Raw genomic sequence first — 23775 nt, forward strand, 5'->3', positions numbered from 1 at the left:
AGGTCAGCATCCTCCCGGTCTGCTAAGTCGTAACGGTCGTCTTCTCGCCCCGTATCGCGTGCTCGAGCGATACGTTTCGGGTCGCGTCGATCGCGAGCCGAACGGACGATTCTGGCCGTTCGAACCGCGAGCGGAGTTCGAAAAGAGCGGCGTCGGGCGGTTCTGATCGGCAGCTACTCGACTGTTACGCAGACTCGTCGGCCTCGTCGAACGGCGCGTCGGTTGCCTCGGCCTTCGGTTTGATCTCGGCGACGAGCGCGAACAGCGCGCCGAGCAGCAGGCCGTACAGCAGATGTCCGACGAGGCTCTCGAGGGCGAACGCCGGGAACCCGGTCTCACCGCCGCCGACAGTCGCCCAGAGGGTGAGGGCGATAACCGGGAGGAACGCCCAGACGGCCAGCCCGTAGACGACCCCGGCGAGCGTCAGCCGTAGGCCGGGCCCCATCGCCGCGAGGAATCCGGTCTCGACGTCGGCCGTGATCGTTCCGAGAATCGGCCCTCGAGTGACGAGTAAGCCGAAGACCGTCCCGAGGATCAGTCCGTGGGCGACGTGGAACGCCCAGCCGGCCGTCCCGACCGGCTCGAGACCGTATATGCCGGGGATGGCGTCGGTGACGATCGCCGGATCGACCAGCCACAGCACCGCGCCGAACAGCAGCGAACCGATCGCGCCACCGACCGCGCCGCCGACCAGCCAATTCAGGCTGCCGCCAACACCGAACGTCGTCGGGTCGTCGATCTGGTAGCTCATCGTAGTTCGTCGGTCGGCTTCGACGCGAATAAAGTCGCGACCTGTACATCAAAGTCGTCGCGCGCTCGCCGAGCCGTCGATCGCCACCGGACGAACTCGATCGTGTTTCCGTGCGAACACGTCCCAGTGCCGTCGCCTTCCGGGCCGGGTATTTTGCCGGCCACGGCCGTCCGTTCGAACAGTCGATGAGCGACGCTGACTCGGGCGACGACTCCGGCGGGCAGGACAGACTGGGCGGGGCCCGACTGTGGATCCTGCTGCAGTTGAATCGGTGGGCGTTCACGGGGGCGATCCTTCTGATCGTCTACGTGATTCTCGTCGCCGCCAGCCTGCTCGATCTCACGCCGCTACGAACGATCGTCGAGAATCAGGACGGGATCGAGTTCCTCTTCTCGGCCTTTATCGGGGCGATCATCACCGGCACCTCGATCGTCGTCACGATCAACCAGCTCGTGCTCTCCCAGGAGCTCGGCGCGGTCGGCGACCAGCGCGAGCGCATGGGCGAGGCGATGGACTTCCGGCAGGACGTCGAGGACACGATTTCCGAGGACGCGAGTCCCCCCGAACCCGGTGCGTTCCTCTTCGAACTCGTCGACGGCGTCTCCGAGCGGGCGAAAGAACTCGAGGAAGTCATGGAAGACGAACGGGACGAAGAGCTGCGGGAGAAGATTTCCGATTACGTCGACGACGCGACGGAGAACGCCGAAAGCGTCAAAGAGGACCTCGACGGCGCCCAGTTCGGGACGTTCCAGGTTATCTGGAACGCCCTCCAGTTCAATTACTCGCGGAAGATCTACGACGCCCGGAAGATCCGTGACGATCACGCGGACTCGCTTTCGGACGACGCCGACGAAAAGATCGATCACATGATCGAGACGCTGAAACTGTTCGGGCCGGCCCGCGAGCACTTCAAGACGCTGTACTTCCAGTGGGAGCTGATCAACCTCTCGCGGGCGCTGCTCTACATCTCGGTGCCCGCGCTGACGATCATGGGGATCATGATCATGTACGTCGACGGGAACACGCTGCTGGGGACGACGATGGGCGTCGACAACCTCGTCTGGATCACCAGCGCCGGCTTCGTCGTCGGCATCTCGCCGTTCGTCGTCTTCATCACGTACATCCTCCGGATCGCAACCGTCGCGAAGCGAACGCTAGCGATGGGGCCGTTCATTCTCCGGGAGTCAGAGCGGGACGAGGACCTGGGGTAGTCTGCGTTCCCGGCTTCCGCACTGGGTGGGCCCCGTCGCTGGCTGCAGTGTTTCCGTAGCTATTTCCGCCCCATCGTGGTAGCTCGCGAGCGATGAGCGGTGACGGCTCACAGCCCAGTGACACGATGGCCGAGCGAAGCGCTGACCCCACCTGGAAACATCAGCTCCTGCTGAACGCGAACCGGTGGCTCGTCACGGCCGGACTCATGGCTTTCGTCTTCGTCGGCCTGCTCGCCGTCGGGGAACTGAGTCCGATCTCGCTGCGGGCGCTGATGGGCGAGAAAGAGCCCGTCCACACGCTCTTTCAGGCGCTCGTCACCGCGCTGATCACCGGCGTCACGCTGGTCGTGACGATCAACTCGCTGGTGCTCTCACAGGAACTGGGGGCCGTCGAGGACCAGCGCGGCCGTCTCGATGGCGCCCTCGACTTCCGAACCGACGTCGAGAGCTCGATCGACGCCCCGATCAGCCCGCCGGAGCCGGCGTCGTTCGTCCAGGCGATCATCGCCGCCTCCGAAGAGCGCGCGCGAGAGTTCCGCGAAGCCGTCTCCGACAGTCGGGACGACGAACTCATCGAGCGCGTCGACGACTTCGTCGACAACCTGACGACGCACGCCGACTCGATCCGGGACGACCTCGAGGACGCCCAGTTCGGCACCTACGACGTCGTCAAGGCCGCGCTGGACTACAACTACTCCTGGAAGATTTTCAGAGCGCGGCGGATCAAGAACGCCCACGTCGACTCCTTCGACGAGGAGGCCGAAGCAGCCTACGACGAACTGCTCGAGTCGCTGAAGCTGTTCGGCCTCGCTCGCGAGCACTTCAAGACGCTCTACTTCCAGTGGGAGCTGATCAACCTCTCGCGGGCGATGATGTACGTCGCCGTCCCGGCGCTGGTCGTGGCGATGTCGATGCTGCTCTTCTTCGACGCCGATGCCGTGACCGGGACCGTCCTCGGCATCGACGCCGTCGTCTGGGTCGTCGTCGCCACCTCGACCGTCGCCGTCACCCCCTTCCTGCTCTTGATCGCCTTCATCCTGCGAATCGCGACGATGGCCAAGCGGACGCTCGCGATCGGTCCCTTTATTCTGCGGGACTCGAGTCGCGGCGAGGAGATCGACTGGGAGTCGGAGTGACGGCGCCGAGAAGCGCCGAAGTCGGCGCCGCCCCGAGCTACTTCTCGCTCGGCGACGACTAGTAACGTATGGCCAGCACTGCCTCCGACACCGTCCGCGTCTGGCTCGTCGAACGAACGTACTCGGACGATGAACAGAACCTGATCATCCTCACCTACGCGACCACCGACGGGGACCGATACTTCCGCAAGGAACGGGCGCTGACGTCGTTTACGGACGCTCGAGACACGACTGCCGCGATCGACGCCGATCCCGGAAATCTCGGTGCCGTCGACGACCCCGTCCTGCGAGAGCAGTACGCCGCCGAGGCCCGACGGATGGCCGACGTTCACGATCCCGATGACGTGATCTGACTACCGCTACCGACCAGAATCGATCGGACCACGTGCGGTGGCGCGCACTGGGCCGGAGTTCGCTCTTCAGAGGGAACTCCGGCTCGACTTTACGCGAGGTCGTCGCGAGTGTCACGAGCGACTGCGTGGAAGACGCGAAGCGTCTTCCTCTGGATGAGCGAGCGACTGAAAGGAGCGAACGTTAGCGCGGGACCGAAGGTCCCGCGAACCATGCAAACGGGTGCTCCGCACCCGTGAGCAGAAATCGGCTGGGGAGGACGTGGAAACCCTAGCCGCCATCGTCAGCAGCGTACTCGTTTTCGCTTCCAGTGATTCTCACTCTCCCCCGCTGAAATTCGTCAGGGAATCACAGCGGCGCGCCGACGAGCACGAGTTTGACACGCTCGTCGCCGCGGTTGAAGATCTGGCGCGACTCCTCGGCGTCGAGTCGAACGAGATCGTCCGCCTCGAGCGTCACCGTCTCGTCCCGATCGGTCAACTCGATCTCGGCGGTTCCCTCGACCACGTAGTAGATCTCCTCCTGATCGGTGTGGGTCTCGTCGTGTTCCTTCCCCTTCCCGCCGGGCTCGAGTTCGAGGATCGAGAAGCCGACGTGGTCGGACTCGAGTTCGTCCTTGAGAAACCACATGCCGCCGAACTCCTCGGGGACGACTGACTCCGGATCGGTCTTGGACGCGGTATCGTAGCCCATGCTCGGCTATTCGGGTGGAACGGCTAAATCGGTGGGGAAAGCGGAAATCGCGTTGGTCGGTGCAGATGGGACGATCGATCGGACGACGATCGGCGTTCGATCGCTGCATTCGAACACGCCGTCACGACCGTCGCTCGCTCTCCTCCGGAAGCCATGTCTGTTGAATGACTCACATGGGTTCAGTTACACTGATTCGTGCTATCACGATTCCCGCAAATCGTTTACTTGAGCCGCTGATAGTCACTTCATCAACTTCGAATCAGCCACACAGTATGAGGATATGATATGAGTGATGCGAAAGACGTGCTGCTGTTCGGTGCGCTCGCACTTATCTGGGGGACGGCCTTCACGGCGATCGAAATCGGGCTCGAAACCTTGCCACCGCTCCTGTTCGCGGCGGCCCGGTTAGACATCGCTGCGATCGTCTTCGCCGGCGTCGTTCTCCTCCGCCGCCTCGAGTGGCGACCCCGGACGAAAGCGGATCTGGCGCTCGTGCTCTCGAACGGACTCCTCGTCATCGGCGCGCACTTTGCGTTCTCCTTCGTCGGCCAGAGTTACGTCTCGAGTAGCGTCGCCGCGATTGTCCTCAGCTTCACGCCGATCATCACCCCGCTCATCGCGATTCGCCTCCTCGCGACGGAACGGATCGTCGTCACGGACGTCGTCGGTCTGGGCGCCGGACTCGCCGGCGTGATCGCGATCGCCGTCGCCGGAGGCACCTTCGACGGACAGCTCCTCGGCATCGGACTGCTCCTGGCGTCCGCGGTCGTCTTCGCGCTCGGCTCCGTGCTGACGGAACGCTGGACGCCGGTTCTCCCGACGATGTCGCTCCACGCCTGGTCGATGGGTATCGGCGCGGTGTTCCTCCACGCCACGGCCTACGCGCATTCGGGGGCGTCGATCCGAAGCGTGACGTGGACGCCGTCGGCAGTCGCGGCGCTCGCCTATCTCGGTATCGTCGCGACCGCGGGCGGATTCCTCCTCTATTTCGCCCTCCTGAGTCGGACCGGGGCGACGAACGTCAGCCTCATCAACTACGCGACGCCCGTCGTTGCCACCGTCTTCGGCGCGACGCTTCTCGGCGAGCAGATCACCGCGGCGACCGTCGCCGGGTTCGCGCTCATCGTCATCGGCTTCGCGCTCTGCAATATCCGCCCGCTCTGGCGGCTCGCCCGGTCCACTCGGAGCGCGAAGGGCGGCGGCCGCCCGCTCGAGCGCGGCGAGATTTGCGTCCGGGGGAACGTGTACACGGCGACACACGATTCACAGAGCCGTCTGCAACCGAGCGATTAACGCCGCTCGCTCGTTATCCAAGGCTCGCGGATAGCAGTACCGCTTCTTTCGCTGATTGACAATTTATTTTCTTATTTAACGTCGGGCATGAAACTCGTGGTAAGTGCAGTTCGAGGCGTTATCGGAGCAGCTACCTATCTCTCGGACAGGCGTCAGAAACGACCTGCTGAATATAGAGGGTGTGTGCAGCACGAGAGATGCATTTGTTTCACACCAAAACCAGTGAACCATCTGCTCCCTACACTTGTGATCCAAGCAGCGAAATGCGCGAATGCATCACGAGATTCGACTCGATCTACGAAAGCAAAGATCGGCGTACAGAAGACGTATCTATTGGCCTTGGACAATCACTGACTCCACCAGTAGAGCTGGACCGCCACCTGAAAATGGGATCGACACCGGAACGTCACTCCGACCTACAGCCAGCGTACCGGAAGCTCGTCCCGGTGGGTGGTGATCAACTCGATAAGCGGGGCGATCTCGTCGAAGCGCGGTCCGCGCGTAATCGTCTTCGAACCCCGGTTCCATTCGATGAACCCCGCCTCGTCGAGCTTTGGGAGGTGAGCGTGGTGTAGACGTACCAAGGCGTCCTCGCGTTGCTCGTCGCTGGTGAAGTCGCGTGGAGCGAATTCGACTTCGTCTCTCGGGTTCGCGTCGGCAAGCGCCGTCAGGATGCGGCGTCGAGGGGGCTTGCTGAGTACGTCGAATAGCTCGTCAAGGCTGGCACGCTCTCGTTGAACAGCCCGATTGCGTGGCGAATGGTTAGTCATAGGTTGTGAAGGAACAGATGAGCTTTTCCTCCCGATCCATCTGTTTCGATCTGCTAGTCTGCTCATATGCATAAAAGAGTTGCGCCAAACGCAGAATTCGGGCCGCATATTTCGTATTTGAGCGCTCAATAATTGCTGAATCAACAATCTAATCAGATATATTGATATTCTACTAGTTGAGCTACTCTTCGCCTGAGTTGGATTCGAACTCCCCCCACGGACGGGTGTAGTGGCTGGTGATGATTTCAGTGGATTCGACGGTGAAGCCTTGCGAAGAGAGGTCGTTAGTGATGTCGGTCAGGTCGCGGGTATCCGTTGCGACGACCTCGACGTAGATATTGCGTTTACTGGTGAGCATCTCACGGACGTCAACGACCCCGCGCTGTTCTAATATACGGCGTGCCAGCTCCTCGCGTTCCTCGGCGGGGGCGCTGCAGACGAACAGTACGTGGAGCGGAAAGTTCGCCCGCTCGTAGTTGATCTTCGGGAAGTAGCCCTCGATGACGCCCCCTTCTTCCATCTCCTCGATGCGGTTGCGAACGGTGCTGGCAGAGACCTCAACCTCCTCTGCGATCTCGGCAATCGTGATGTTCCGGGCGTCCTTCTGGAGCAAGAACAGGATACCGCGATCAATCTCGTCGAGTGTGACGTCACTCATGGATCTGTACAGTGTCGCCGCCTGTATGAATCTTCGTCCATCTTGGGGAATCCACATCGGTGGCGTCTCTCACCGCGAGAGGGATGGACTGAGACTGTCCTTTGAAAGGAGACCTGTGCTTTTTGCATATTGGCTGGCGATATTTGTGAAATCGGCATTTTCGGGGCAACATATATACACCATCGCAGCGCATGGGTAGGTAATGGTATCACACGTCCCGTCGTACCGGGTGGTCGAGGCGGTAGCCCAAAAGGAGGGGGTCTCGCCGACCGAGTTATCTCCGCCATTGTTCAACGTCGTCGATCCGGAGGCGCTGGACGCGCTCGTTCAGGATGATGCGAACTCGAACACCAGTCAGGTAGTGGTTGAGTTCACGTACTTGAATTACGTCGTTCAGATCCGGAGCGGCCCCACAATGAGCATCTCGGTGCAGGCTAAAGACGCATCAATTGACAATCCCGAGTTTATGCCCGAACAGAAAGCCAGCTTCGAGGAGTAGTCCTCTCGAAACGTCGTATTCTCAGGGAGCTGTAGATACGTAGCGGGAGACCACGATGAGTCCTCATCGATAGAATCCCGTATCTTTTGAACGAATCGTCCTTCACGCTCTGTATTCAGTAGGCCATTTCTGATAACCATCCGAGAGATGGATGACCGCTCCAGTAACGCTTTGGCCTGTATTGAGCGATCACCACCTTCGCAAATCGGGCTGAACCTCGTGCCCCATTCGCGCTGTGTATTCATCACGACTTTTCGAAGGGATACGCTGATTGGTAGGAACCCCGGCAGTCAATATGCATCTGTAGTTACCGAACGGTTCTAAATCGAGTACCCGCAGTACTGACTGCTGAACGTATGACTTTGAGTACCGACTACAGCCCCGGCACCAACGCCGCGAGGTCATCCGGGAGGTGCTGGGGGACGAGATCTTCTGGAAGCGTCTCCCAGCTCAGTTCGTCGGTGCCAGGTTCGGCGTCGGTCTCGAGGCCGGCGTTCTCGGCGGGCTCTTGCTCGCGGTACTCCGGCGGCGGCGCGCCGTGGGCGTAGACGCCCTCGGGGTGGTCGACGGTCCAGACGTGCATCATGCAGGGCGTTCGACAGGGTAGCTCGAGCCCGGCGAGCCCGTCCTGAGCGAAGTCCTGTTCGTAGGCCTGCCGGTAGTACCACCACCCGAACCGACCGGGGAGGCCGGCGTGGTAGTGCCAAGGGGAGCAACGACCCGGTTCTCCGTCATGATCGCCGTGGCCATGGTGGTCGTCGTGCCCATCGTGGTCGCCGTGATCGCCGTCTCCGTCGTGGTGATCTCCGTTGTGTTCATCGTGGCCGTCACCGTGTCCATCGTGATCATCTCCGTCCGCCGGCTCGCCGTCGATCACGTCGTCCGCTTCGTCCTCGTCCCCATCGGCGTCGCCGTCGTCGTACACCGCCGGCGGCGGATCTATCGGTTCGCCGCCTCGAGTCGCGATGAACATCACGCCGATCGAGCGCCAGGAGTCGTTGTCCACCAGCACGGACTCCGGCCGCTCGGGGTTCAGGATCTCGTCGTCGCCGACGTACTCGGGGTTGATCCAGTGGGACCAGCCGTCGTCGTCCCGGTTGAGCGTATCGAAGTAGGGTTTGAACCCCGCGTCGATTAACGCGGCGACGTCGGGGTACTGCTCCTCGAGCGACTCCCGAACGGCCGTCTGCAGCGCGATCGTCTCCGGGTGGTCGTCGTCGCAGCCGTCCATGCTCGCGTCGTCGCAGTGACCCATACTCGGCTCGATCGTCGCGTCGGGACAGCGGTCGTCGAACCAGGACTGCGCCCCGCCGGAGTCGCTCGCACTCGCCTGTCCTGCACCCACCACCGTAATCGCGCCGACACCCGCCGACGCGCGCAAAAGTGTCCGCCGGGACACGTTTCGACTGCCGTCATCGTCGTACATACCCGCATTTCCACACCGAGAAACGACATAAACCCCTGTTGACGATTCGACCGACACTCGTTCCGTGAAACTACTCGAGGGGCGAACGTTGATTTCCCACGGGCTAGTCCGACTTCGATTACCGCAGTACGGCACCCGTCCCCGCCCGCTCGAGACCCGACAGATCGATCCGACCGTCGGGCATCGGGACGCCGTCGTAGGGATCCTCGGCGAGCAACAGCGAGCCGTCGAGGTCGACGTAGTCGAGCAGCGGCGCGAGGTGGCACGCCGCCGCAATGGAGGCGTTGGACTCGGTCATACAGCCGCACATGACCTCGAGACCGTGGGCGCGGGCGGTGTGAATCATCCGTTTGGCCTCCCGGAGGCCGCCGCACTTCATGAGTTTGAGGTTCGCGATGTCACAGCGGTCGGCGATCCGTGGGATGTCCTCCAGCGTGATACAGGACTCGTCGGCCGCGATCGGCAGCGGCGAGCGCTCGTAGACGAACCGCAGCCCCTCGGGGTCCTCGGCGGCGACGGGCTGTTCGACGAACGCAAGGTCGTACTCGGTCAGTCGCTCGATCTTCGAAACGGCCTCGCGGGGCGTCCAGGCTTCGTTGGCGTCGACGAACAGGGAGACGTCCGGAGCGACCGAGCGGATCGTCTCGACGATCTCGAGGTCGCGGTCCGTCCCCAGTTTGACCTTCAGCGTGCCGTGGCCGCGCTCGAGGGCCGTCTCGGTCTTCTCGCGCATCGTCTCCGTGTCGTCGAGCCCGATGGTGTAGGAGGTCTCGAGGGTTCGCTCGGGATCGAGTCCCCAGTAGCGATAGAGGGGGACCTCGAGCCGTTTCGCCGCCAGATCGTGCAGCGCAATGCTGACGGCACAGCGGGCCGCCGGGTTCCGGTTGACGGTCTCGCGCATCCGGCGTTCGATCCGCTCGAGCTGGTGGACGTCGCCACAGTCCTCGACGACGGCGAGCAGGTCGGGGAGGACCGTCGTCACCGTGTCGACGGTCTCGCCGTAGTGGGGTGACGGGCCGGCGCCGCCGACGCCGACCGTCCCGTTCTCGTCCTCGATCCGAACCGTCACCACCTCGGCCTCGGTCGCCGTCCCGCGGGCGATGGTGAAGGGGTACTCGAGCGGCAGCGCGTGTCGTTCGAAGGAGGTCTCGAGCGTCATTTACATCAACTCCTCGAGCAGGGCGTCGCTCCCGAAGCGGATGACGTCGGACGCGGGCATGCCGAGGTCGCTCGCGTACTCGTCGACCGCCTCGCGTGCGGCCGCGTCGTCGTCGATGTTCGACGTGTTCAGGGCGCCGGCGACGACCTCGCTGTCCGCGACCGATGTGGCGAGGTCTTCGTAGAGATCGACGTACGTCGAGAGTTCGGGGAGCGCGAACGATTCGTAGCCGTGAATTACCTCCCGACCGGCGTCGTGACAGAGCACGAGTTTGTCGGCCATCGCGCCGTGGAGGATGCCGCAGGTAACCGCGGAGTACGCCGGGTGAACGATGCTGCCCTGGCCCTCGACGAAGAGGTAGTCGTGCTCGTCGCCTTTCTCGAGGATCATCTCCTCGACGGCGCCGGCGGTGAAATCGGACACCACGCGGTCGATCGGGTTCCCCCAGCCCTCGATCATGATCCCCGTCTGGCCGGTCGGGATCACTTCGGCGTCGTAGCCCGCCTCGCGAGCGTCGCGAGCGAGTTCCATCGAGACGGTCATCTTGCCGACCGAGCAGTCGGTGCCGACCGTGAGAATGACCTCGGCGTCGACCTGATCCGCGATGCCCTGACTGACCGTCAGATCCTCGGGGGGTTTGCGCACGTCCCAGAGTTCGCAGTCGTTCTCGGCCGCGAGCGCCGCGAGCTCCTCGTCCTCCTCGAGGAAGTAGTGCAGGCCGGAGACGACGTCGCAGCCGTACTCGAGTGCGGTTCGAACGTCTTCTCGCCAACTTTCCTCGAAGCCGCCGCCGATGGGCGCGATCCCGATCAGCAGCGCGTCGACGTCCTCGGCCGCGAGGTCGGCCATCCCCTCCCGGATCGGGGCGTTCTGTACGTCGGGGACGAAATCAGTGACCTGCTTCCCGACGTTGTCTCGGTCGAGAACGGCGACGACGTCGTCGTCGCTGTACCGCAACACGCCGAGAGCGGTCTTGGCGCGTCCGGGGAACTCCTCGTGGGCAAGTATTGCAATTCGCATACCCGATCATGAACGAGGGCCTACTTAACGGTAGATATTCACGAGATCACTGTCGTTTCGATTGACAGTGGCGAAAACGGGGTGGTGCTGCCCACAGCCCGGCTTCGACGGCCGCGAGTTCGACCGCCGCCAGCGTTCGACGGCCGCGGCCTCGAGATCGAAATCGTCGATTACTCGAGCGCACACGCGGGGGAACAGAACTCACGATCCGCGGCGTTGGTGCCGGGATGGGTCGTGAACTGTTCGCACGTAACGGAGACGAAGTCGGACATGACGTCCGGTCGATAGTACGGTCGCACCGATCAAAACGGCAGGAGGTCAGTTCACCGTCCTGAGGTGGTGAAACAGACGGAATCGGCACTCGGCTGGGTTAGAGGACTCGCAGATCGGTCGTCCAGAACGACCGGTGAGCGTCCTCGAGCGCCGGTTTCGGATCGCCGGTCGCGTCGACGGCGGCGGTCCCCGCAACGTCGAGCCCCGATTCCTCGACGAGCGTGTCGACGACGCCCCGCTGACCGACGACGAACAGGCGCTCGACGTCGTAGTCGGCGAGAGCTTCCGTACAGCGCTCGAGGTGGTCGTCGATCTGGTCGTCCCGAATGCGCTCGAATCGAGCCTGCGAGAAGCCGCCTTTCGAGTGGCTGCCCTTGACGTCGCTCTCGAAGCCCCGGTAGTCGACGCGCTCGTCGCCCTCGTAGACGCCGAGGGCGAAGAGATCGGTTCGAACGAGCGCGAGCGCGTACCGGCCGGTCGGCAGGAGCCACGCCTCCTCGAGGGCGAAGCGGTCGGCCCACGTCACGCGCGAGTCACCGTTGCCGAACGTCACGTCGGCGAGATCGACCGGCGGCTCGAGCGTGACGGCGACGAGGCCGGCGTCGTCGACGCAGAGCAGGCACGGGACAGCTTCGTCGACGAGTCCGGTTCGGTCGCCCAGCACGTCCTGCAGGTCCAGATCGAACTCGTCCTGAAGATCGTCGACGGTATCGTCGGCCCCGAGAACGGCCGTCAGAGCCCCCTCGGGACCGGTCCGAACGGAGGTCAGTCGATCGACCACGTCGGCGAGGCGACTTCCGCGCAGGCGTTCGCGACGACGGACCGCGAGGCTGTCGCCGTCGTCGTCGACCTGCTCGAGTTCGCCCTCGAGTTGGGCGATACGGTCCTCGAGTCGGTTAACTTGCTCTTCGGCGTCCTGTCTGGCCGTGGCCGCGTCGGCCCGGCGCTCGGATTCGGCCTCGTAGCGGCTCTGCAGTCGCTCGTTTTCCTCCTCGAGTTCGTCGATACGGTCTTTCAGCGAGGCGCGGCCGAGCAACTCGTCGAGCATTCGTTCGAAGGGGCGAAGCGAGAATACTTCTAGGTTCCGGCGTTTCGCACGTCGTCGCTGGAATCGGGCCAGCCGCCGGACCAGGTGAGCAGTCGCTCGGCGTGCTCGCGTCGGGCGAGCAACACCTCCCGAAGCGACGGCGGATTCCGGACGTCGCAGCCCTCGAGCATCGGCTCCGGAAGGGCGAGCGTGTTCGTCGGCACGTTCTCGTTCCCGTGGACCGGAAAGTGCTGGCTCTCGAGTTTCATCACGAGCGGGGCGTCGAGGCGTTCGACGCCGTCGCCGGTCGCGTACACCGCTTCGTTGATCTGCTCGTGTTGATCGCTGTGCATGAGGGCGTGATCCCCGTCGGTCGGCGTCACGTAGAGTCGTCCGAGATAGTAGCTCCGCGAAAAGCGCTCGAACATGCTATGTCATACCACACTCCGACGAGATATAACTATTTTCGGACAGGCTTAAGTCGAAGGACTATCAGCGAAGACGGTCACCGGCAACGGATTCCGGACCGCGAGGAGACGGTTCGGCTGGCCGATCAGTTCACGAACGATCAGGGAAGCGTGTGAACGATAGTCACGGCCTGGGAGCGCGACCCGACGGCGTGGGCCGCGACCGTCGCTCATACGGACACCGATCGGTGATGAACGGTCGTCCCGATCATGGCGTTCAAGTAAAACTCGGATTCAAGGATCGGTTGGATACCACCACAAACGGCGCTAACGGTTGTGAACGGTCAAAACTGGACCGATGATACGCGAACTCGATTGAACGGTACGAACGAAGGTCAGTCTTTTTAGTATGTTCGGGACAAGTAGAATAGTAATGAGAACCAGTCGGTCGGTCGCGTTCCTCGTACTGGTCGCCATCGTCGGACTCACGGTCGCCCCGGTCGCGAGTGGTGCCGTCGTGGGGACGCTTACCGACGAGTCCGACAGCGAGGGCGAGTCGAGCGGCGAGGTGGACACGGACGTATCCGCGTTCATGCAATCCGTGGCAACCGACACCGATCGGTCAGTCGAGTCCGGCATGCACAACTCGAAGTACGAAGCAGCCGACGACGATCGCCGGGCCGATATCGTCCTCGAGCGAACGGCCGACCTCGAGGATCGACACGCCGATCTCGAGGGCGAACGTGCGGAACTCGAGGAGCGGAAAGACGAACTCCACCGGGGTGAGTACCAGGCGCGGATGACGCAGTTGACCGTCGAGATCCAGTCGCTCGAGCGCGCGATCGATCGGACCGAACAGCAGGCCAACGAAACCGGCGTCGACGAGGAGCGACTCGAAGAACTCCGAGAGAACGCCGCAACGCTGTCGGGTCCGGAGGTAGCCGAGATCGCACGCGGGATCGGCGGTCCTGACGGTACTTTCGGCGGTGGCCCACCGGCACACGCAAGCGCCGGCAATCAGTCAAACGGTGCTCTCGACCAGGGAAACGGTAGCCCGCCGGATCACGCCGGTCCCGGAAACCAGTCGGAAACTGGGAGTACAGGGCCGGGAAACGATAGCCCGCCCGGTCAGGCCGATCCCGGCAACCAGTCGGACGACGGAAATCCGGGGCAAGGAAACGCTAGCCCGCCAGAACAGAGCGATTCTGACGATCGGACCGACGACGAAGCGCAGGCCGACAGCGAGAACCCGGGGCAGGGAGCCAGTCCTGACCGAGATACCGACGCCGATCGAGGAGCCGGTAGTTCGCCGGACCACGCCGAGTCCGACGGCCAGACCGATGACGGAGACGCCGAACAGGGCGACGAGCGTCCCTCGAACGAGGACGACTCCGGCAACCAGGCAAACGCCGGAAATCCGGGGCAGGGAAACGCTAACCCGCCGGGCCACGCTGGCGCCGGCAACTGACGGACGATTCGAACACCGACTCGAGCGATACGCCACCGTTCTCACGGATCGCCACCGACCCAGACCCGTACGTCTGCGTTCGCACCGAGCAGACACCCTTTTCAGCGACGACCCCTAACCCCCTTACGATGGACTCCGCCGCGTTGCTGGATTTGTTGGGGAACGAAAACCGGAGACGGATCCTCCGGCTGCTCGCCCGCAAACCCTGTTATGTCACCGAAATTTCGGAGTACCTCGGCGTGAGTCCCAAGGCGGTTATCGAACACCTCCGGAAGCTCGAGGAGGCGGGACTGATCGAGAGCCGGGTCGACGACCAGCGCCGGAAGTACTTTCATATCGCTCGCCACGTCCGTCTCGAGGTGAACGTCTCGCCCTACGGCTTCGCGAGCAAGAGCGCCTATCCCGCCAACAGCAGCTTCGATATCACGACCTGTCGGCATCTCACGCTCGACGTCTCCTGGGACGAAGGCGGGGATCTCGACGACCTCCTCCACGCACTGGAAGATCTCGAGCAACTCGAGAACGAACTCTCGCTGGCCCAGCGGTGGGTTCAGGGACGACTCTGTGACGTGCTCGACGGCATCTCCGAGACGGTCGGCACCGGTCCCGAAAGTCGGATCTACGCCGACCTGCTGGCGAGTATTCGCTCCGAACCGAAATCGGTCGGCGAACTCGGCGAGGACGTCGACGCACCTCGCGAACTCGTCGCCGAACTGCTCGAGTCGATGGCCGACGAGGGGGTCGTTCGCCGGACCGAGCGGGGCTGGGAGCTGACGACGGCCTAAACGAGCTCGACACCGCGAGTCGGTCACTCAGTCGATATCTCGAACGAGACCGTTACGCAGGTCTCGACCGAAGTAATACCCGATGAGACAGCCGACGAGCCCGGCGGCAACGCCGACGGCGACGACGGCCTGATAGGAGCCGGCGACCGCGAGCACGGTGTAGCTGGCCAACGCGGAGAGGCCGCCGACCGTCGTCCCCGCGGCGGCCATCTCGAGGTAGCGTCGTTTCGACGTGAGGAGTCCGATCGCGAAGGCGACGCCGAACATGCCGAGGACGCGGCCCGCGAACGGAATCGTCATTCCCCCGGCGACCAGTCCGGTTCCGACCAACAGGACGAACGCGAAGAACGCTCGCGGCGAGAAGTACTGCTCGAGCGAGGGTCCCGACGTGGGGATCGAGAGTTTCGATCTGAGCCTCGAGAGCCGCGACGAACCAGATTTGGTGTCGGATTCGGCGGGAGTATCGAGCGGCGTGGACGACGGTCGCGAATCCGTTTCGACCGACCGCCGTGGCTCGCTCTCCGCTGGGGCCCGCGGCTCGTCGGTGTCGACTCCGCCCCCAGTCCCCGAGAGCAGCTCCTCGGTCTCCGCGAGGAGATCCTCGGTGTCGCGGCTCTCGGTCACTTCTTCAGAGCGATCGCTCATACTCGTTCGTTGCATTCGAGAGCGCATGGGTTTTTCCCCGTCCGGCCACAGGATATACGACTCCGGAACACCCATCGGAGCCATGGAGTGGCTCGCGCCGGCGACGTTCGGACTGTTCGCGGCCGGCGCCGGCGTGCTGTGTTACGTCCTCGTCTCGAACCTCGAGCCACAACCGGAGTATCCGGCGCTGATGACGGACCTGATGCGACTGCTCGGGGCCGGCATCGCGCTCTGCGGGCTCGCGATCGGCGGCGTGTTTCTGTACGCGGCTGGAGGGCTGTATCTCGGCTGATCGACCGCTCGGAGCCGACGCAGATACCGACTTGCGATGCATCGTCTCCGTCCGTCGCGTCGCTGTTGCTCCCGTGGCCCGACGTCAGGCACAGCGACAGTTCTCGGCAGCCGATACGAAGAGACCTATTTTTCACCGCGGAGCCAGTATTTATCAGCGATGAACGCCGAACTGCTCGCGTTCGGTGTCAGTGCACTCGCCTTAGGGATCGGTGCGTTGGTCGGTGCCCGGCACCTCTATCCGCGACTCGAGCTCGCCGAGGACGCCGAGTCCTCGCTGCAGTTGCTGACCGCGATGATCGCGGGCGTTCTCCTCCTGACCGGGTTAGGACTGGTGCTGGTCGGATTGTTCGGCTAACGTAGCGTCACTGTCCGACGAGTTCCTCGTAGCGCGCGCCGGTCTGTTTCAACGTCTCGGTCGAGTAGAGCCGCTCGTGTTCGACCGGAAGGTAGTCGCTCGCCAACTCGTCGATTTTCGCGTCGACGGCGTCGGGATCGCGGCCGTGGATCATCGTGAACAGGTTGTACGACCAGCCCTGCTCGGGCCGGCGCGGTCGGTGATAACAGAGCGTGACGTAGGGCAGTCCGCCCGCACGCTCCCCCCACGCGTCGAGGTGGTCGTCCGGGACGTCCCAGACGACCATGCAGTTCGAGTCGAAGCCGGTGACGACGTGGTTGACCACGCAGCCAATGCGCTTGATGCAGCCGTTGTCGACGAGTCGGTCGATCGACTCGAGCACGTCCTCGACGTCCGCCTCGAGTCGAGCCGCGATATCCCGGTAGGGCGTTTTCGAGAGCGGGAAGCCGTTCTGGATCGCGAGTAAGAGGTCGGCGTCGAACGCGGAGAGGTCGCCGGTCGCCTCCTCGCTCATGCGGGTCGCAGAGGAGTCAGTGCTCTCGTCTATCGATTCGCGTGCGAACCGGTCCGCGTTGACGACGGGGAACTCGAGATCGATATAGTAGTCCGTCAGCATCGGCAAGTTGAGAACCGCACAGCCGGTTCGGGCCTCGATTTCCGCGAGGATATCGTCCCGCGTCGTCCGCGAGCCCGCGGTGACGACGAACCACATGTTCCACTCGTGGTCGCGGGCGTAGTTGTGGTTGACCTGCCGGTACTCGTTGATTATCGCGGCGACCTCGTCGAATCGGTCGTCGGGTGCCTGGACGGCTGCCAGCGTCGACGAGCCGATCACCGGCGGGTTGAGGACGGCACCGAACCGCCGGACGATGCCGGCGTCGTGGAGTCGGTTGACCCGCTCGAGCGCGTCGTCCTCGTCGATACCGAGTTCCGAGCCGATCTGTCGAAACGGACGTTCCGCGACGGGAACGCCGCTCTGGTAGCCGTCGATGATAGCCGCGTCGACGTCGTCGATCGACTCGCGCCACTCCCCCGAGAGGCTGCTCATTGGATGGGCTAGGGAGAACGGGACCGTATTGCTTTCGGGTCCGCGCGAGCGCCGGCGCGGTGTCGCGTTCGGTCCGCTCGAACGAGCCACTGGACGGCAGACCTGACACTCGACCAGCAGCCGCCCAAGAAACCGGAAGTAACCGGTCCGATTTCCGTCACTGTTCGCGCTGCTGGCCCAAAAACCCGTCATTCGTCGGCGACACGAGACCGGAAACGGGAGGTTTTTGCGCGGCCCGTCCCAACGAGAGCGTATGGCGAAGGCAACCCAGGAGTTCGGCGAGTGGCCGCTCAAACGGCTGATGACGGAGATCGTCGGCTCCGGTCCGAAGTCCGCCGACGACATGACTCGCGAGCAGGCTCGAGAGGCCTTCCAGCGCATTCTGGCCGGCGAACCCGACGAGACGACCCTCGGCGCGTTCTGGCTGGCCAACCGCTGGAAGCGCAACAACCCCGAAGAGCTGGCCGGCTACACCGACGTCATGCTCGAGGAGTCGGTCGAGACGGCCGAACCCGACGCGAACCCCGTCGACTGCGGCGCGAACTACGACGGCAAGCACACCTCCGCCGTCCTCGGCGTCGGCGCCGGCCTCGTCGCCGCCGCCGCGGGAACCCCCGTCGTCGTCCACTCCGGTGATCGGGTTCCGACCCAGAAGGCGACGGCGTACAAACACGTCCTCGACGAACTCGGCGTCCGGACGGAACTCGAGCCGACCGAGAGCGCCGACATGGTCGACGAGACCGGCTTCGGCTTCTACTACCAGCCAGCGTTCAATCCCGGCATTCAGGACCTCTACGAGCGACGCGACATGATGGGCGTCCGGACGTTCGTCAACACCATCGAGACCGTCGCCAACCCGGCCAACGCCGACGTTCACCTCGGCTCGTTCTACCACCTCGCGTTCGCGAAGAAGATGACCGATCTGATCGAGGAGAGCGACCATCTCTCCTTCTCCCGCGCCATCTTCTTCCAAGGGATGGAGGGCTACGACGATATCCGACCCGGCTACACGAAGGTGGCCGAGTGGGACGAGGGTGAAGACGAACTCGAGGACTACGAGGTCGAAACTGCGAACTACGGCATGGAGATGGAAGCCGAGGACCTCGCGGTCGACGACGTGACCGCCGACTCCGCGTCGATCACCGAGGAGGTACTGGCCGGCGAGCGCGACGATCACTTCGCCGACGCCATCGCGCTCAACGGCGCGTTCCGGATGTACGCCCGACAGGACGTCGAGAGTTTGGAGGCGGGGCTCGAGGAGGCTCGAGCGGTTATTGCGGACGGGAGTGCTGCAGCGGTGCTCGAGGATCTTCGCTCGTTCTGATCTACCCGGGTTTCCGTTCACCGACATCGATTGTCTGATTTCGAGCCAACGGCAACAGTTCACTTCGGAGTGTACGCGAGGGTCGATTTTTCAGCCCTTGATTAGCAGTGCGTGTTTACCACTGTTTGTGAATTGAACGAGTCCGTCAAACAAACCGGCCACCTGAACTATAAATAATGAACGAATTTATGTAGCTACCGTCCGATACCGCGAGTATGCGATTAGCAGACAAGACCGTCGTCATTACGGGTGCGGCATCGGGGATCGGCGAGGAGACAGCGAAGCGGTGTGCAGAGGAGGGCGCACGCGTCGTCGTGACGGACGTTGACACGCCGGGTGGCGAGGAGACCGTCGCCGATATCGAGGACGCCGGCGGCGTCGCGGAGTTCCGCGAACTCGACGTCACCGACAGCGAGCGATTCGACGAGGTTGTCGACGGCGTCGCCGAGGAATATGGCATCGACGTGATCGTCAACAACGCCGGCACCGGCCACCCCGGTGGCAGTCTCGAGGAGGTCGACGACTCCGTTCGGGATTTCGTGATCGACATCAACATCAAGGGCGTCTGGAACGGCTGTGCCGCCGCGCTTCCCCACATGAAAGAACAGGGCCACGGCTCGATCGTCAACGTCGGCTCCCTGGCGAGCATTCTCGGCCTGCCGAAGCAGGCCGCCTACTCGACGACCAAGGCGGCCGTGTTGAACATGACCCGAACGATCGCCGCCGAGGCCGGACCCTACGGCGTCCGCGCAAACGCCGTCTGTCCCGGCTTCACGGAGACCCAGATGCTCGATCAGTACTTGGCAACGCAAGACGATCCCGAGGCGGCTCAGCAAGCGATGGCCGAGGATTACCCGCTGAAGCGACTCGGTAAACCGGAGGAGATCGCCGACTCGATCCTCTTCCTCGCCAGCGACGAGGCCTCCTTCGTCACCGGCCACGGGCTGGTCGTCGACGGCGGCTTCTCGACCTGCTGACGGATTTGGCTGCGAACGCTGCCGGACGCGCAAATCGAAACCGGTTTTTCGCCGACGATCGTTTAGGGCAACTAACACGTCCGTCGGCCGGACGGCTTTCACAATGCTCGTTCCAGCACTCGTCGATGTCGGCTCGATTCTCGAGGAGACCTCCGGTCTCGGTCGCTACCTGCTCGTCTTCCTGCTCGCGATGACTCCGGCGATCGAGCCGTTCGTCGTCATCCCGGTCGCCATCGGACTCGGACTCGATCCGGTCGCGACGGGGCTCGCCGCCTTCGCCGGCAGCGCTACCGCCGTCGGCGCGATCGTCGTCGCCCACCAGCGGCTGGTCGCCTGGTGGGCCCGACGGACCGGCACCGACCCCACCGACTCGAGCGACCGATACGGACGCGCGCGCCGGCTCTGGAAGCGCTACGGACTCGCCGGTCTCGCCCTCGCCGGACCGATACTCGCGGGCATTCACCTTACGGCGCTGTTCGCGGTGGTCGCCGGCGACGACACGCGAGCGATCCTCGGGTGGCTCACGGTCGGACTCGGCGTCTGGACGGTCGCGCTCGTCATCGCCTCGACGGTCGGCCTCTCGCTGCTGGGACTCCCCTGAGCTCACTCCTCGCGGATCAGCGCGACGCTCGCGAGCTGGTCGCCGCCGACGACGGTCGCCTCCTGCGTGAGCGCGTAGAGGATGCCGTCGCGGTCCGCCGCCGCCTCGTGAAGCGGTTCGTACGTCGTCGGATCGTACACCGTGCCGATCGACGTTCCGGCGGTGATGGACTGGCCCACGTCGAGCGACGGCTCGGGATGAAACAGGCCGCCGTCGTCGGCGGTGACCTGCCCGAGGTGGTTTCGGGCGACGGTCTGCTCTCGATTCGGCACTTCGCCGGGGAGCATCCCGAGGTACCGACAGACGTCGAGCAGCCCGTCGACGCCGATCTCGACGGCGTCCTCGAGGATGTGTTTGTTGTGAGATAATTCGGGCGTGATCGACGGAATCCCCTCCTGTGCGGCGGCGACGCGGAGCTTTCCCCCGAACCCGCGTCGGTGCCACTCGTCGGAGGCATCATCGTCGGCCTCTTCGGAGAGCAAGAGGTCGGTTCCGAAGGCTTCGGCGAGGTTGCGGGCCGCCTCGTCGCCCTCCCGGTAGACGACGTGCGGGAGCATATCGGGACTGCCCGTGTGGAGGTCGACGATGGCGTCGGCCGCCTCGATCTCCTCCCAGAGCGTGTCGGCCATCCGCTGGTGGAGGCTGCCACCCTCGTCGCCCGGCCAGATCCGGTTCATGTTGGGATTGACGCTGTCGAACTCCTCGGGCGTGATGTAGGAGACGAGGTCGAAGGTGAGCGGGTTCGCGACGGGGACCGCGACGACGGTCCCCGACAGCGACTCGAGCGGCAGTCGCTCGTGAAACCGTCTGAGCGTTTCCGTACCGTTGATTTCGCGGCCGTGCTGGGCCGCCTGCACGTACAGCGTCGGTCCGTCGTCGCTCCCTTCGTACGTGTGAACGGTCGCCGTGAGTTCCACGCCGGAGGGAAGTCGCGCGAGCGTTACATCCTCGGCCGTATGCGTTCCTGCGGTCATAGGTCGCCGTTCCACGTCCGGCGGTATGTAGCTGCGGCCGTCTGTCGTCACCCGAACGTGACACCCGATCGGGTTCGCGGTCGCTCGAGCGGTCACGAGCGCGTCACAACTCGAGACCACTACCGTTTTCTGTCGGCCCACCGTCGGCGAAGCTATGGGAGATGTTACTGCGACCCTCCACACCAACAAGGGAGACATCGAGGTCGAACTGTACGACGAACGCGCGCCACGAACCGTCGACAACTTCGTCGGTCTCGCGACCGGCGGCAAGAGCTGGGAGGACCCCGAGACGGGCGAGGACGTCGACGGCGAGCCGCTGTACGACGACGTCGCGTTCCACCGCGTCATCGACGACTTCATGATTCAGGGCGGCGATCCGACCGAAACCGGTCGCGGCGGCCCCGGCTACCAGTTCGACGACGAGTTCCACGACGAACTCCGACACGACGACGCGGGCGTTTTGAGCATGGCCAACTCCGGGCCGGACACGAACGGCTCGCAGTTCTTCATCACGCTCGACGCCCAGCCACACCTCGACGACCGCCACTCAGTCTTCGGGAAGGTCACCGACGGGATGGACGTCGTCGAGGAGATCGGCAGCGTCGACACCGGCCGCAACGACGAGCCCAAAGAGGACGTCGTCCTCGAGTCGGTCTCCGTCGACTACGAGTAATCTCGGCACCGGTCTCGAGCGGCACTCGAGCGTGTCGTCCCCGAATCACGGAGCGGAGCGTCCCGACATCGCGACGTTCTTAGAGCGTGAGTGGTACCGCTCGAACAGACGCTCTCGTGAGTGCGGTGCAGAAACGGGTGATGCTTTTATAGAGATCTTCCGAAACACCGAACACGGTGACTCTCGAGACCCTCGTGGAACGTTCGCTGTCGGTACTGGGATATCCGTCCGTGACGCACGGGCTAGCTGACTGGTATCTCGATTCGACTAACCTCGAGATCGCACCCTCCGCTCGCATCGCGATGGGCTGTCTGCTTCGAGGCGAGATCGATCTTCGCTCGCATACGAGAGTAAGTCGAGGCTGTATCCTCGCCGGTGACGTGGCGATCGGGACGCGAACGAACCTCGAGCCGAACTGTGACCTCATCGGAGCGGTCACACTCGGTCGATACTGTGCAATCGCCCGCGAGACGACGTTCCAGCAGACGAACCACGAGACGACGAGACCGTCACAACAGATCCGGTTTTACGACGAGGTGCTCGACAGCGACCTTCCGCCGACGGCGAAGGGGCCGATCACGGTCGGTAACGACGTCTGGATCGGGACGAGGGCGACGATCCTCTCCGGCGTGACGATCGGAGACGGTGCCATCGTCGGGGCCGGAGCGGTCGTCAGTTCCGACGTCGAGCCGTACGCCGTCGTCGCCGGGGTCCCGGCCGAGCGGATCAAGTGGCGATTTCCCCAGGCGGTTCGAGAGAAGCTTCTGGACCTCGAGTGGTGGAACTGGGACGAGGAGACGATGCGCGATCGACGAGCGTTCTTCGAGCGCGACCTCCGGACCGTCGACGACGCCGCGGAGATCGCAGCCCTCCTCGAGTGAAGCCGCACTCGAAAGTTGTGTGCATGTCGTCACACCGACGGAACGCAGTCCGACGGTTTAAAGTCGTATTGTGCGCGTTCGCGGGTTGCCTCGAGACCGTCTCCGCCGACGACGGATACGCCTCGGGACGAGTTCGAAATCCGATATCGTTATTTTGTCGCCGCGCTCACCAGCGGTATCGCTCCACATCGGCCGCTCCATCGACGAACGCTGCTCGCAGCGACCGGCTCGACTCTCGGCCTTGTCCTCGCCGGCTGCGCGAATACCGCTGAAGACGATGTGAAACGCGACGCGGACGCGAGCGACAACGAATCGACTGGGGACTCGAAGACGGCCGACGCGCTGACGGCGACCCTCCACACCGACACGGGCGACGTGGCGGTCGAACTCTACGCCGACCGCGTCCCGCGAACCGTCGAGAACTTCGTCGGTCTCGCGACCGGCGAACGGCCGTGGACCGATCCCGAGACGGGCGCGGACGTCGACGGCGAACCGCTGTACGAGGACGTTCTCTTCCACCGCGTCATCGAGGATTTCATGATCCAAACCGGCGATCCGCTCGGTACCGGCCGCGGCGGTCCCGGCTACCGGTTCGACGACGAGTTCCACGACGACCTCCGACACGACGATGCGGGCGTTTTGAGCATGGCCAACTCCGGGCCGAACACGAACGGCTCGCAGTTTTTCATCACGCTCGGCGCCCAGCCCCACCTCGACGGCAGACACGCCGTTTTCGGGAGGGTGACCGCGGGGATGGACGTCGTCGAAGCGATCGGGAGCGTCGACACCGACGCGAACGACCGGCCTCGAGAGGACGTCGTCCTCGAGTCGGTCTCCGTCGGCGACGAATAACGGGAACCGAGAGCACGGGTTCGTCGTTCAGGACGGCGTTCGAATCTCGAGGTGCGTACAGACCGAGCACACGTCGCTCAGTCGGGCGAAGACGTGGAGTGGAGATGGGTGTGGGACAGGTGTGGAGTCCCTCGTGAGAGCCTCCTGCGTCATTCGGTGAAACAGTTGCACGGCGACGAACTCGCATTAAGAGCCAGATAGTGTTACGACAAGGTTCGACACAT

27 protein-coding genes are annotated in these 23775 nt (G+C 63.7%); 15 read left to right on the plus strand and 12 right to left on the minus strand.

Translation table 11 applies throughout. From position 1 onward, the window contains the following. Positions 1–184 precede the first annotated feature (184 nt). Positions 185–751: a hypothetical protein gene (locus BLT08_RS09885; protein ID WP_090305677.1), complete on the minus strand. Its 567-nt coding sequence runs from the start codon at positions 749–751 to the stop codon at positions 185–187. Positions 752–936: 185 nt separating this feature from the next. Here BLT08_RS09885 and BLT08_RS09890 point away from each other — a divergent pair, with 185 nt between their 5' ends. The 3 genes from BLT08_RS09890 (at position 937) to BLT08_RS09900 (ending at position 3451) form a co-directional block, all read left to right on the plus strand. Continuing rightward, on the plus strand, positions 937–1962 hold the full coding sequence (locus BLT08_RS09890; RefSeq protein WP_090305681.1) for a DUF7972 family membrane protein: 1026 nt from the start codon (positions 937–939) through the stop codon (positions 1960–1962). Between the two features lie 92 nt (positions 1963–2054). After that, a complete protein-coding gene (locus BLT08_RS09895; RefSeq protein ID WP_090305684.1) occupies positions 2055–3098 on the plus strand; it encodes a DUF7972 family membrane protein in 1044 nt (347 codons plus the stop codon). A gap of 68 nt (positions 3099–3166) precedes the next feature. Beyond that, positions 3167–3451, plus strand: coding sequence for a DUF7967 family protein (locus tag BLT08_RS09900; RefSeq protein WP_090305688.1), 285 nt, complete (start codon positions 3167–3169; stop codon positions 3449–3451). A gap of 346 nt (positions 3452–3797) precedes the next feature. Here the strand turns inward: BLT08_RS09900 and BLT08_RS09905 are convergent, their stop codons facing one another. Beyond that, complete coding sequence (locus BLT08_RS09905; RefSeq protein WP_090305691.1) at positions 3798–4142, minus strand: cupin domain-containing protein; 345 nt, start codon at positions 4140–4142, stop codon at positions 3798–3800. Between the two features lie 285 nt (positions 4143–4427). Between BLT08_RS09905 and BLT08_RS09910 the strand changes: the two genes are divergently transcribed. Further along, positions 4428–5435, plus strand: coding sequence for a DMT family transporter (locus tag BLT08_RS09910; RefSeq protein ID WP_090305693.1), 1008 nt, complete (start codon positions 4428–4430; stop codon positions 5433–5435). 416 nt (positions 5436–5851) lie between these two features. Here the strand turns inward: BLT08_RS09910 and BLT08_RS09915 are convergent, their stop codons facing one another. Next, positions 5852–6205, minus strand: a complete 354-nt coding sequence (locus BLT08_RS09915; RefSeq protein WP_090305696.1) for a DUF7344 domain-containing protein — start codon at positions 6203–6205, stop codon at positions 5852–5854. 181 nt (positions 6206–6386) lie between these two features. Beyond that, positions 6387–6863 carry an Lrp/AsnC family transcriptional regulator gene (locus BLT08_RS09920; RefSeq protein WP_090305699.1) on the minus strand — a complete coding sequence of 159 codons (477 nt, stop codon included), beginning with the start codon at positions 6861–6863 and terminating at the stop codon, positions 6387–6389. A gap of 202 nt (positions 6864–7065) precedes the next feature. Here BLT08_RS09920 and BLT08_RS09925 point away from each other — a divergent pair, with 202 nt between their 5' ends. Then, the gene (locus BLT08_RS09925; protein ID WP_090305701.1) at positions 7066–7362 is read left to right on the plus strand and encodes a HalOD1 output domain-containing protein; all 297 of its coding nucleotides are present in this window, start codon (positions 7066–7068) and stop codon (positions 7360–7362) included. 373 nt (positions 7363–7735) lie between these two features. On the opposite strand, the gene BLT08_RS09930 is transcribed toward BLT08_RS09925, so the two are convergent. The 5 genes from BLT08_RS09930 to BLT08_RS09950 form a co-directional block, all read right to left on the minus strand. Then, positions 7736–8788, minus strand: coding sequence for a twin-arginine translocation signal domain-containing protein (locus BLT08_RS09930; RefSeq protein ID WP_090305704.1), 1053 nt, complete (start codon positions 8786–8788; stop codon positions 7736–7738). Between the two features lie 118 nt (positions 8789–8906). Then, complete coding sequence (locus BLT08_RS09935; protein ID WP_090305708.1) at positions 8907–9947, minus strand: dipeptide epimerase; 1041 nt, start codon at positions 9945–9947, stop codon at positions 8907–8909. Next, positions 9948–10967 (minus strand): N-acetyltransferase DgcN family protein, encoded by a 1020-nt coding sequence (locus BLT08_RS09940; protein WP_090305711.1) that lies wholly within the window; start codon positions 10965–10967, stop codon positions 9948–9950. Between the two features lie 370 nt (positions 10968–11337). Next, positions 11338–12288, minus strand: coding sequence for a Vms1/Ankzf1 family peptidyl-tRNA hydrolase (locus tag BLT08_RS09945; RefSeq protein ID WP_090305715.1), 951 nt, complete (start codon positions 12286–12288; stop codon positions 11338–11340). A 29-nt stretch (positions 12289–12317) separates the two neighbouring features. After that, a complete protein-coding gene (locus tag BLT08_RS09950) occupies positions 12318–12695 on the minus strand; it encodes a DUF5802 family protein (protein ID WP_090305719.1) in 378 nt (125 codons plus the stop codon). Positions 12696–13107: 412 nt separating this feature from the next. On the opposite strand from BLT08_RS09950, the gene BLT08_RS09955 reads away from it, so the two are divergent. Both BLT08_RS09955 and BLT08_RS09960 read left to right on the plus strand, forming a co-directional pair. Continuing rightward, entirely contained in the window at positions 13108–14142 is a 1035-nt protein-coding gene (locus BLT08_RS09955) for a hypothetical protein (RefSeq protein ID WP_245724189.1), read from the plus strand. Positions 14143–14270: 128 nt separating this feature from the next. After that, positions 14271–14927: a metalloregulator ArsR/SmtB family transcription factor gene (locus tag BLT08_RS09960; RefSeq protein WP_090305722.1), complete on the plus strand. Its 657-nt coding sequence runs from the start codon at positions 14271–14273 to the stop codon at positions 14925–14927. A gap of 27 nt (positions 14928–14954) precedes the next feature. On the opposite strand, the gene BLT08_RS09965 is transcribed toward BLT08_RS09960, so the two are convergent. Further along, complete coding sequence (locus BLT08_RS09965) at positions 14955–15572, minus strand: hypothetical protein (RefSeq protein WP_090305725.1); 618 nt, start codon at positions 15570–15572, stop codon at positions 14955–14957. Between the two features lie 82 nt (positions 15573–15654). Here BLT08_RS09965 and BLT08_RS09970 point away from each other — a divergent pair, with 82 nt between their 5' ends. Next, positions 15655–15864 carry a hypothetical protein gene (locus tag BLT08_RS09970; protein WP_090305728.1) on the plus strand — a complete coding sequence of 70 codons (210 nt, stop codon included), beginning with the start codon at positions 15655–15657 and terminating at the stop codon, positions 15862–15864. Between the two features lie 159 nt (positions 15865–16023). Further along, a complete protein-coding gene (locus BLT08_RS09975; protein ID WP_090305731.1) occupies positions 16024–16221 on the plus strand; it encodes a hypothetical protein in 198 nt (65 codons plus the stop codon). 7 nt (positions 16222–16228) lie between these two features. On the opposite strand, the gene ahbB is transcribed toward BLT08_RS09975, so the two are convergent. Next, the gene (gene ahbB / locus BLT08_RS09980; RefSeq protein ID WP_090305734.1) at positions 16229–17269 is read right to left on the minus strand and encodes a siroheme decarboxylase subunit beta; all 1041 of its coding nucleotides are present in this window, start codon (positions 17267–17269) and stop codon (positions 16229–16231) included. A 253-nt stretch (positions 17270–17522) separates the two neighbouring features. Here ahbB and BLT08_RS09985 point away from each other — a divergent pair, with 253 nt between their 5' ends. The 3 genes from BLT08_RS09985 (at position 17523) to BLT08_RS09995 (ending at position 20171) form a co-directional block, all read left to right on the plus strand. Next, positions 17523–18593: an anthranilate phosphoribosyltransferase gene (locus tag BLT08_RS09985; protein ID WP_090305737.1), complete on the plus strand. Its 1071-nt coding sequence runs from the start codon at positions 17523–17525 to the stop codon at positions 18591–18593. Between the two features lie 215 nt (positions 18594–18808). Next, the gene (locus BLT08_RS09990; RefSeq protein ID WP_090305742.1) at positions 18809–19570 is read left to right on the plus strand and encodes an SDR family NAD(P)-dependent oxidoreductase; all 762 of its coding nucleotides are present in this window, start codon (positions 18809–18811) and stop codon (positions 19568–19570) included. 103 nt (positions 19571–19673) lie between these two features. Then, complete coding sequence (locus BLT08_RS09995; protein ID WP_090305745.1) at positions 19674–20171, plus strand: small multi-drug export protein; 498 nt, start codon at positions 19674–19676, stop codon at positions 20169–20171. A gap of 2 nt (positions 20172–20173) precedes the next feature. Here BLT08_RS09995 and BLT08_RS10000 read toward each other — a convergent pair whose 3' ends face one another. Next, a complete protein-coding gene (locus BLT08_RS10000) occupies positions 20174–21145 on the minus strand; it encodes a succinylglutamate desuccinylase/aspartoacylase family protein (protein ID WP_090306148.1) in 972 nt (323 codons plus the stop codon). Positions 21146–21299: 154 nt separating this feature from the next. Between BLT08_RS10000 and BLT08_RS10005 the strand changes: the two genes are divergently transcribed. The 3 genes from BLT08_RS10005 to BLT08_RS10015 all read left to right on the plus strand — a co-directional run bounded on the left by BLT08_RS10005 (position 21300) and on the right by BLT08_RS10015 (position 23551). Next, positions 21300–21818 carry a peptidylprolyl isomerase gene (locus tag BLT08_RS10005; protein ID WP_090305747.1) on the plus strand — a complete coding sequence of 173 codons (519 nt, stop codon included), beginning with the start codon at positions 21300–21302 and terminating at the stop codon, positions 21816–21818. A gap of 176 nt (positions 21819–21994) precedes the next feature. After that, complete coding sequence (locus tag BLT08_RS10010) at positions 21995–22699, plus strand: CatB-related O-acetyltransferase (protein WP_175529274.1); 705 nt, start codon at positions 21995–21997, stop codon at positions 22697–22699. A 342-nt stretch (positions 22700–23041) separates the two neighbouring features. Then, on the plus strand, positions 23042–23551 hold the full coding sequence (locus tag BLT08_RS10015; protein ID WP_245724195.1) for a peptidylprolyl isomerase: 510 nt from the start codon (positions 23042–23044) through the stop codon (positions 23549–23551). Positions 23552–23775: the final 224 nt, after the last annotated feature.

This window comes from Natronorubrum texcoconense (assembly GCF_900100335.1).
GTDB classification, from domain to species: Archaea; Halobacteriota; Halobacteria; order Halobacteriales; family Natrialbaceae; genus Natronorubrum; species Natronorubrum texcoconense.

What these genes read in the sequence shown, in the direction of transcription:
- BLT08_RS09885 (WP_090305677.1), bottom strand. Translation starts at nt 751, where the DNA reads ATGAGCTACCAGATCGACGACCCGACGACGTTCGGTGTTGGCGGCAGC.
- BLT08_RS09890 (WP_090305681.1), top strand. Translation starts at nt 937, where the DNA reads ATGAGCGACGCTGACTCGGGCGACGACTCCGGCGGGCAGGACAGACTG.
- BLT08_RS09895 (WP_090305684.1), top strand. Translation starts at nt 2,055, where the DNA reads ATGAGCGGTGACGGCTCACAGCCCAGTGACACGATGGCCGAGCGAAGC.
- BLT08_RS09900 (WP_090305688.1), top strand. Translation starts at nt 3,167, where the DNA reads ATGGCCAGCACTGCCTCCGACACCGTCCGCGTCTGGCTCGTCGAACGA.
- BLT08_RS09905 (WP_090305691.1), bottom strand. Translation starts at nt 4,142, where the DNA reads ATGGGCTACGATACCGCGTCCAAGACCGATCCGGAGTCAGTCGTCCCC.
- BLT08_RS09910 (WP_090305693.1), top strand. Translation starts at nt 4,428, where the DNA reads ATGAGTGATGCGAAAGACGTGCTGCTGTTCGGTGCGCTCGCACTTATC.
- BLT08_RS09915 (WP_090305696.1), bottom strand. Translation starts at nt 6,205, where the DNA reads ATGACTAACCATTCGCCACGCAATCGGGCTGTTCAACGAGAGCGTGCC.
- BLT08_RS09920 (WP_090305699.1), bottom strand. Translation starts at nt 6,863, where the DNA reads ATGAGTGACGTCACACTCGACGAGATTGATCGCGGTATCCTGTTCTTG.
- BLT08_RS09925 (WP_090305701.1), top strand. Translation starts at nt 7,066, where the DNA reads ATGGTATCACACGTCCCGTCGTACCGGGTGGTCGAGGCGGTAGCCCAA.
- BLT08_RS09930 (WP_090305704.1), bottom strand. Translation starts at nt 8,788, where the DNA reads ATGTACGACGATGACGGCAGTCGAAACGTGTCCCGGCGGACACTTTTG.
- BLT08_RS09935 (WP_090305708.1), bottom strand. Translation starts at nt 9,947, where the DNA reads ATGACGCTCGAGACCTCCTTCGAACGACACGCGCTGCCGCTCGAGTAC.
- BLT08_RS09940 (WP_090305711.1), bottom strand. Translation starts at nt 10,967, where the DNA reads ATGCGAATTGCAATACTTGCCCACGAGGAGTTCCCCGGACGCGCCAAG.
- BLT08_RS09945 (WP_090305715.1), bottom strand. Translation starts at nt 12,288, where the DNA reads ATGCTCGACGAGTTGCTCGGCCGCGCCTCGCTGAAAGACCGTATCGAC.
- BLT08_RS09950 (WP_090305719.1), bottom strand. Translation starts at nt 12,695, where the DNA reads ATGTTCGAGCGCTTTTCGCGGAGCTACTATCTCGGACGACTCTACGTG.
- BLT08_RS09955 (WP_245724189.1), top strand. Translation starts at nt 13,108, where the DNA reads ATGAGAACCAGTCGGTCGGTCGCGTTCCTCGTACTGGTCGCCATCGTC.
- BLT08_RS09960 (WP_090305722.1), top strand. Translation starts at nt 14,271, where the DNA reads ATGGACTCCGCCGCGTTGCTGGATTTGTTGGGGAACGAAAACCGGAGA.
- BLT08_RS09965 (WP_090305725.1), bottom strand. Translation starts at nt 15,572, where the DNA reads ATGAGCGATCGCTCTGAAGAAGTGACCGAGAGCCGCGACACCGAGGAT.
- BLT08_RS09970 (WP_090305728.1), top strand. Translation starts at nt 15,655, where the DNA reads ATGGAGTGGCTCGCGCCGGCGACGTTCGGACTGTTCGCGGCCGGCGCC.
- BLT08_RS09975 (WP_090305731.1), top strand. Translation starts at nt 16,024, where the DNA reads ATGAACGCCGAACTGCTCGCGTTCGGTGTCAGTGCACTCGCCTTAGGG.
- ahbB (WP_090305734.1), bottom strand. Translation starts at nt 17,269, where the DNA reads ATGAGCAGCCTCTCGGGGGAGTGGCGCGAGTCGATCGACGACGTCGAC.
- BLT08_RS09985 (WP_090305737.1), top strand. Translation starts at nt 17,523, where the DNA reads ATGGCGAAGGCAACCCAGGAGTTCGGCGAGTGGCCGCTCAAACGGCTG.
- BLT08_RS09990 (WP_090305742.1), top strand. Translation starts at nt 18,809, where the DNA reads ATGCGATTAGCAGACAAGACCGTCGTCATTACGGGTGCGGCATCGGGG.
- BLT08_RS09995 (WP_090305745.1), top strand. Translation starts at nt 19,674, where the DNA reads ATGCTCGTTCCAGCACTCGTCGATGTCGGCTCGATTCTCGAGGAGACC.
- BLT08_RS10000 (WP_090306148.1), bottom strand. Translation starts at nt 21,145, where the DNA reads ATGACCGCAGGAACGCATACGGCCGAGGATGTAACGCTCGCGCGACTT.
- BLT08_RS10005 (WP_090305747.1), top strand. Translation starts at nt 21,300, where the DNA reads ATGGGAGATGTTACTGCGACCCTCCACACCAACAAGGGAGACATCGAG.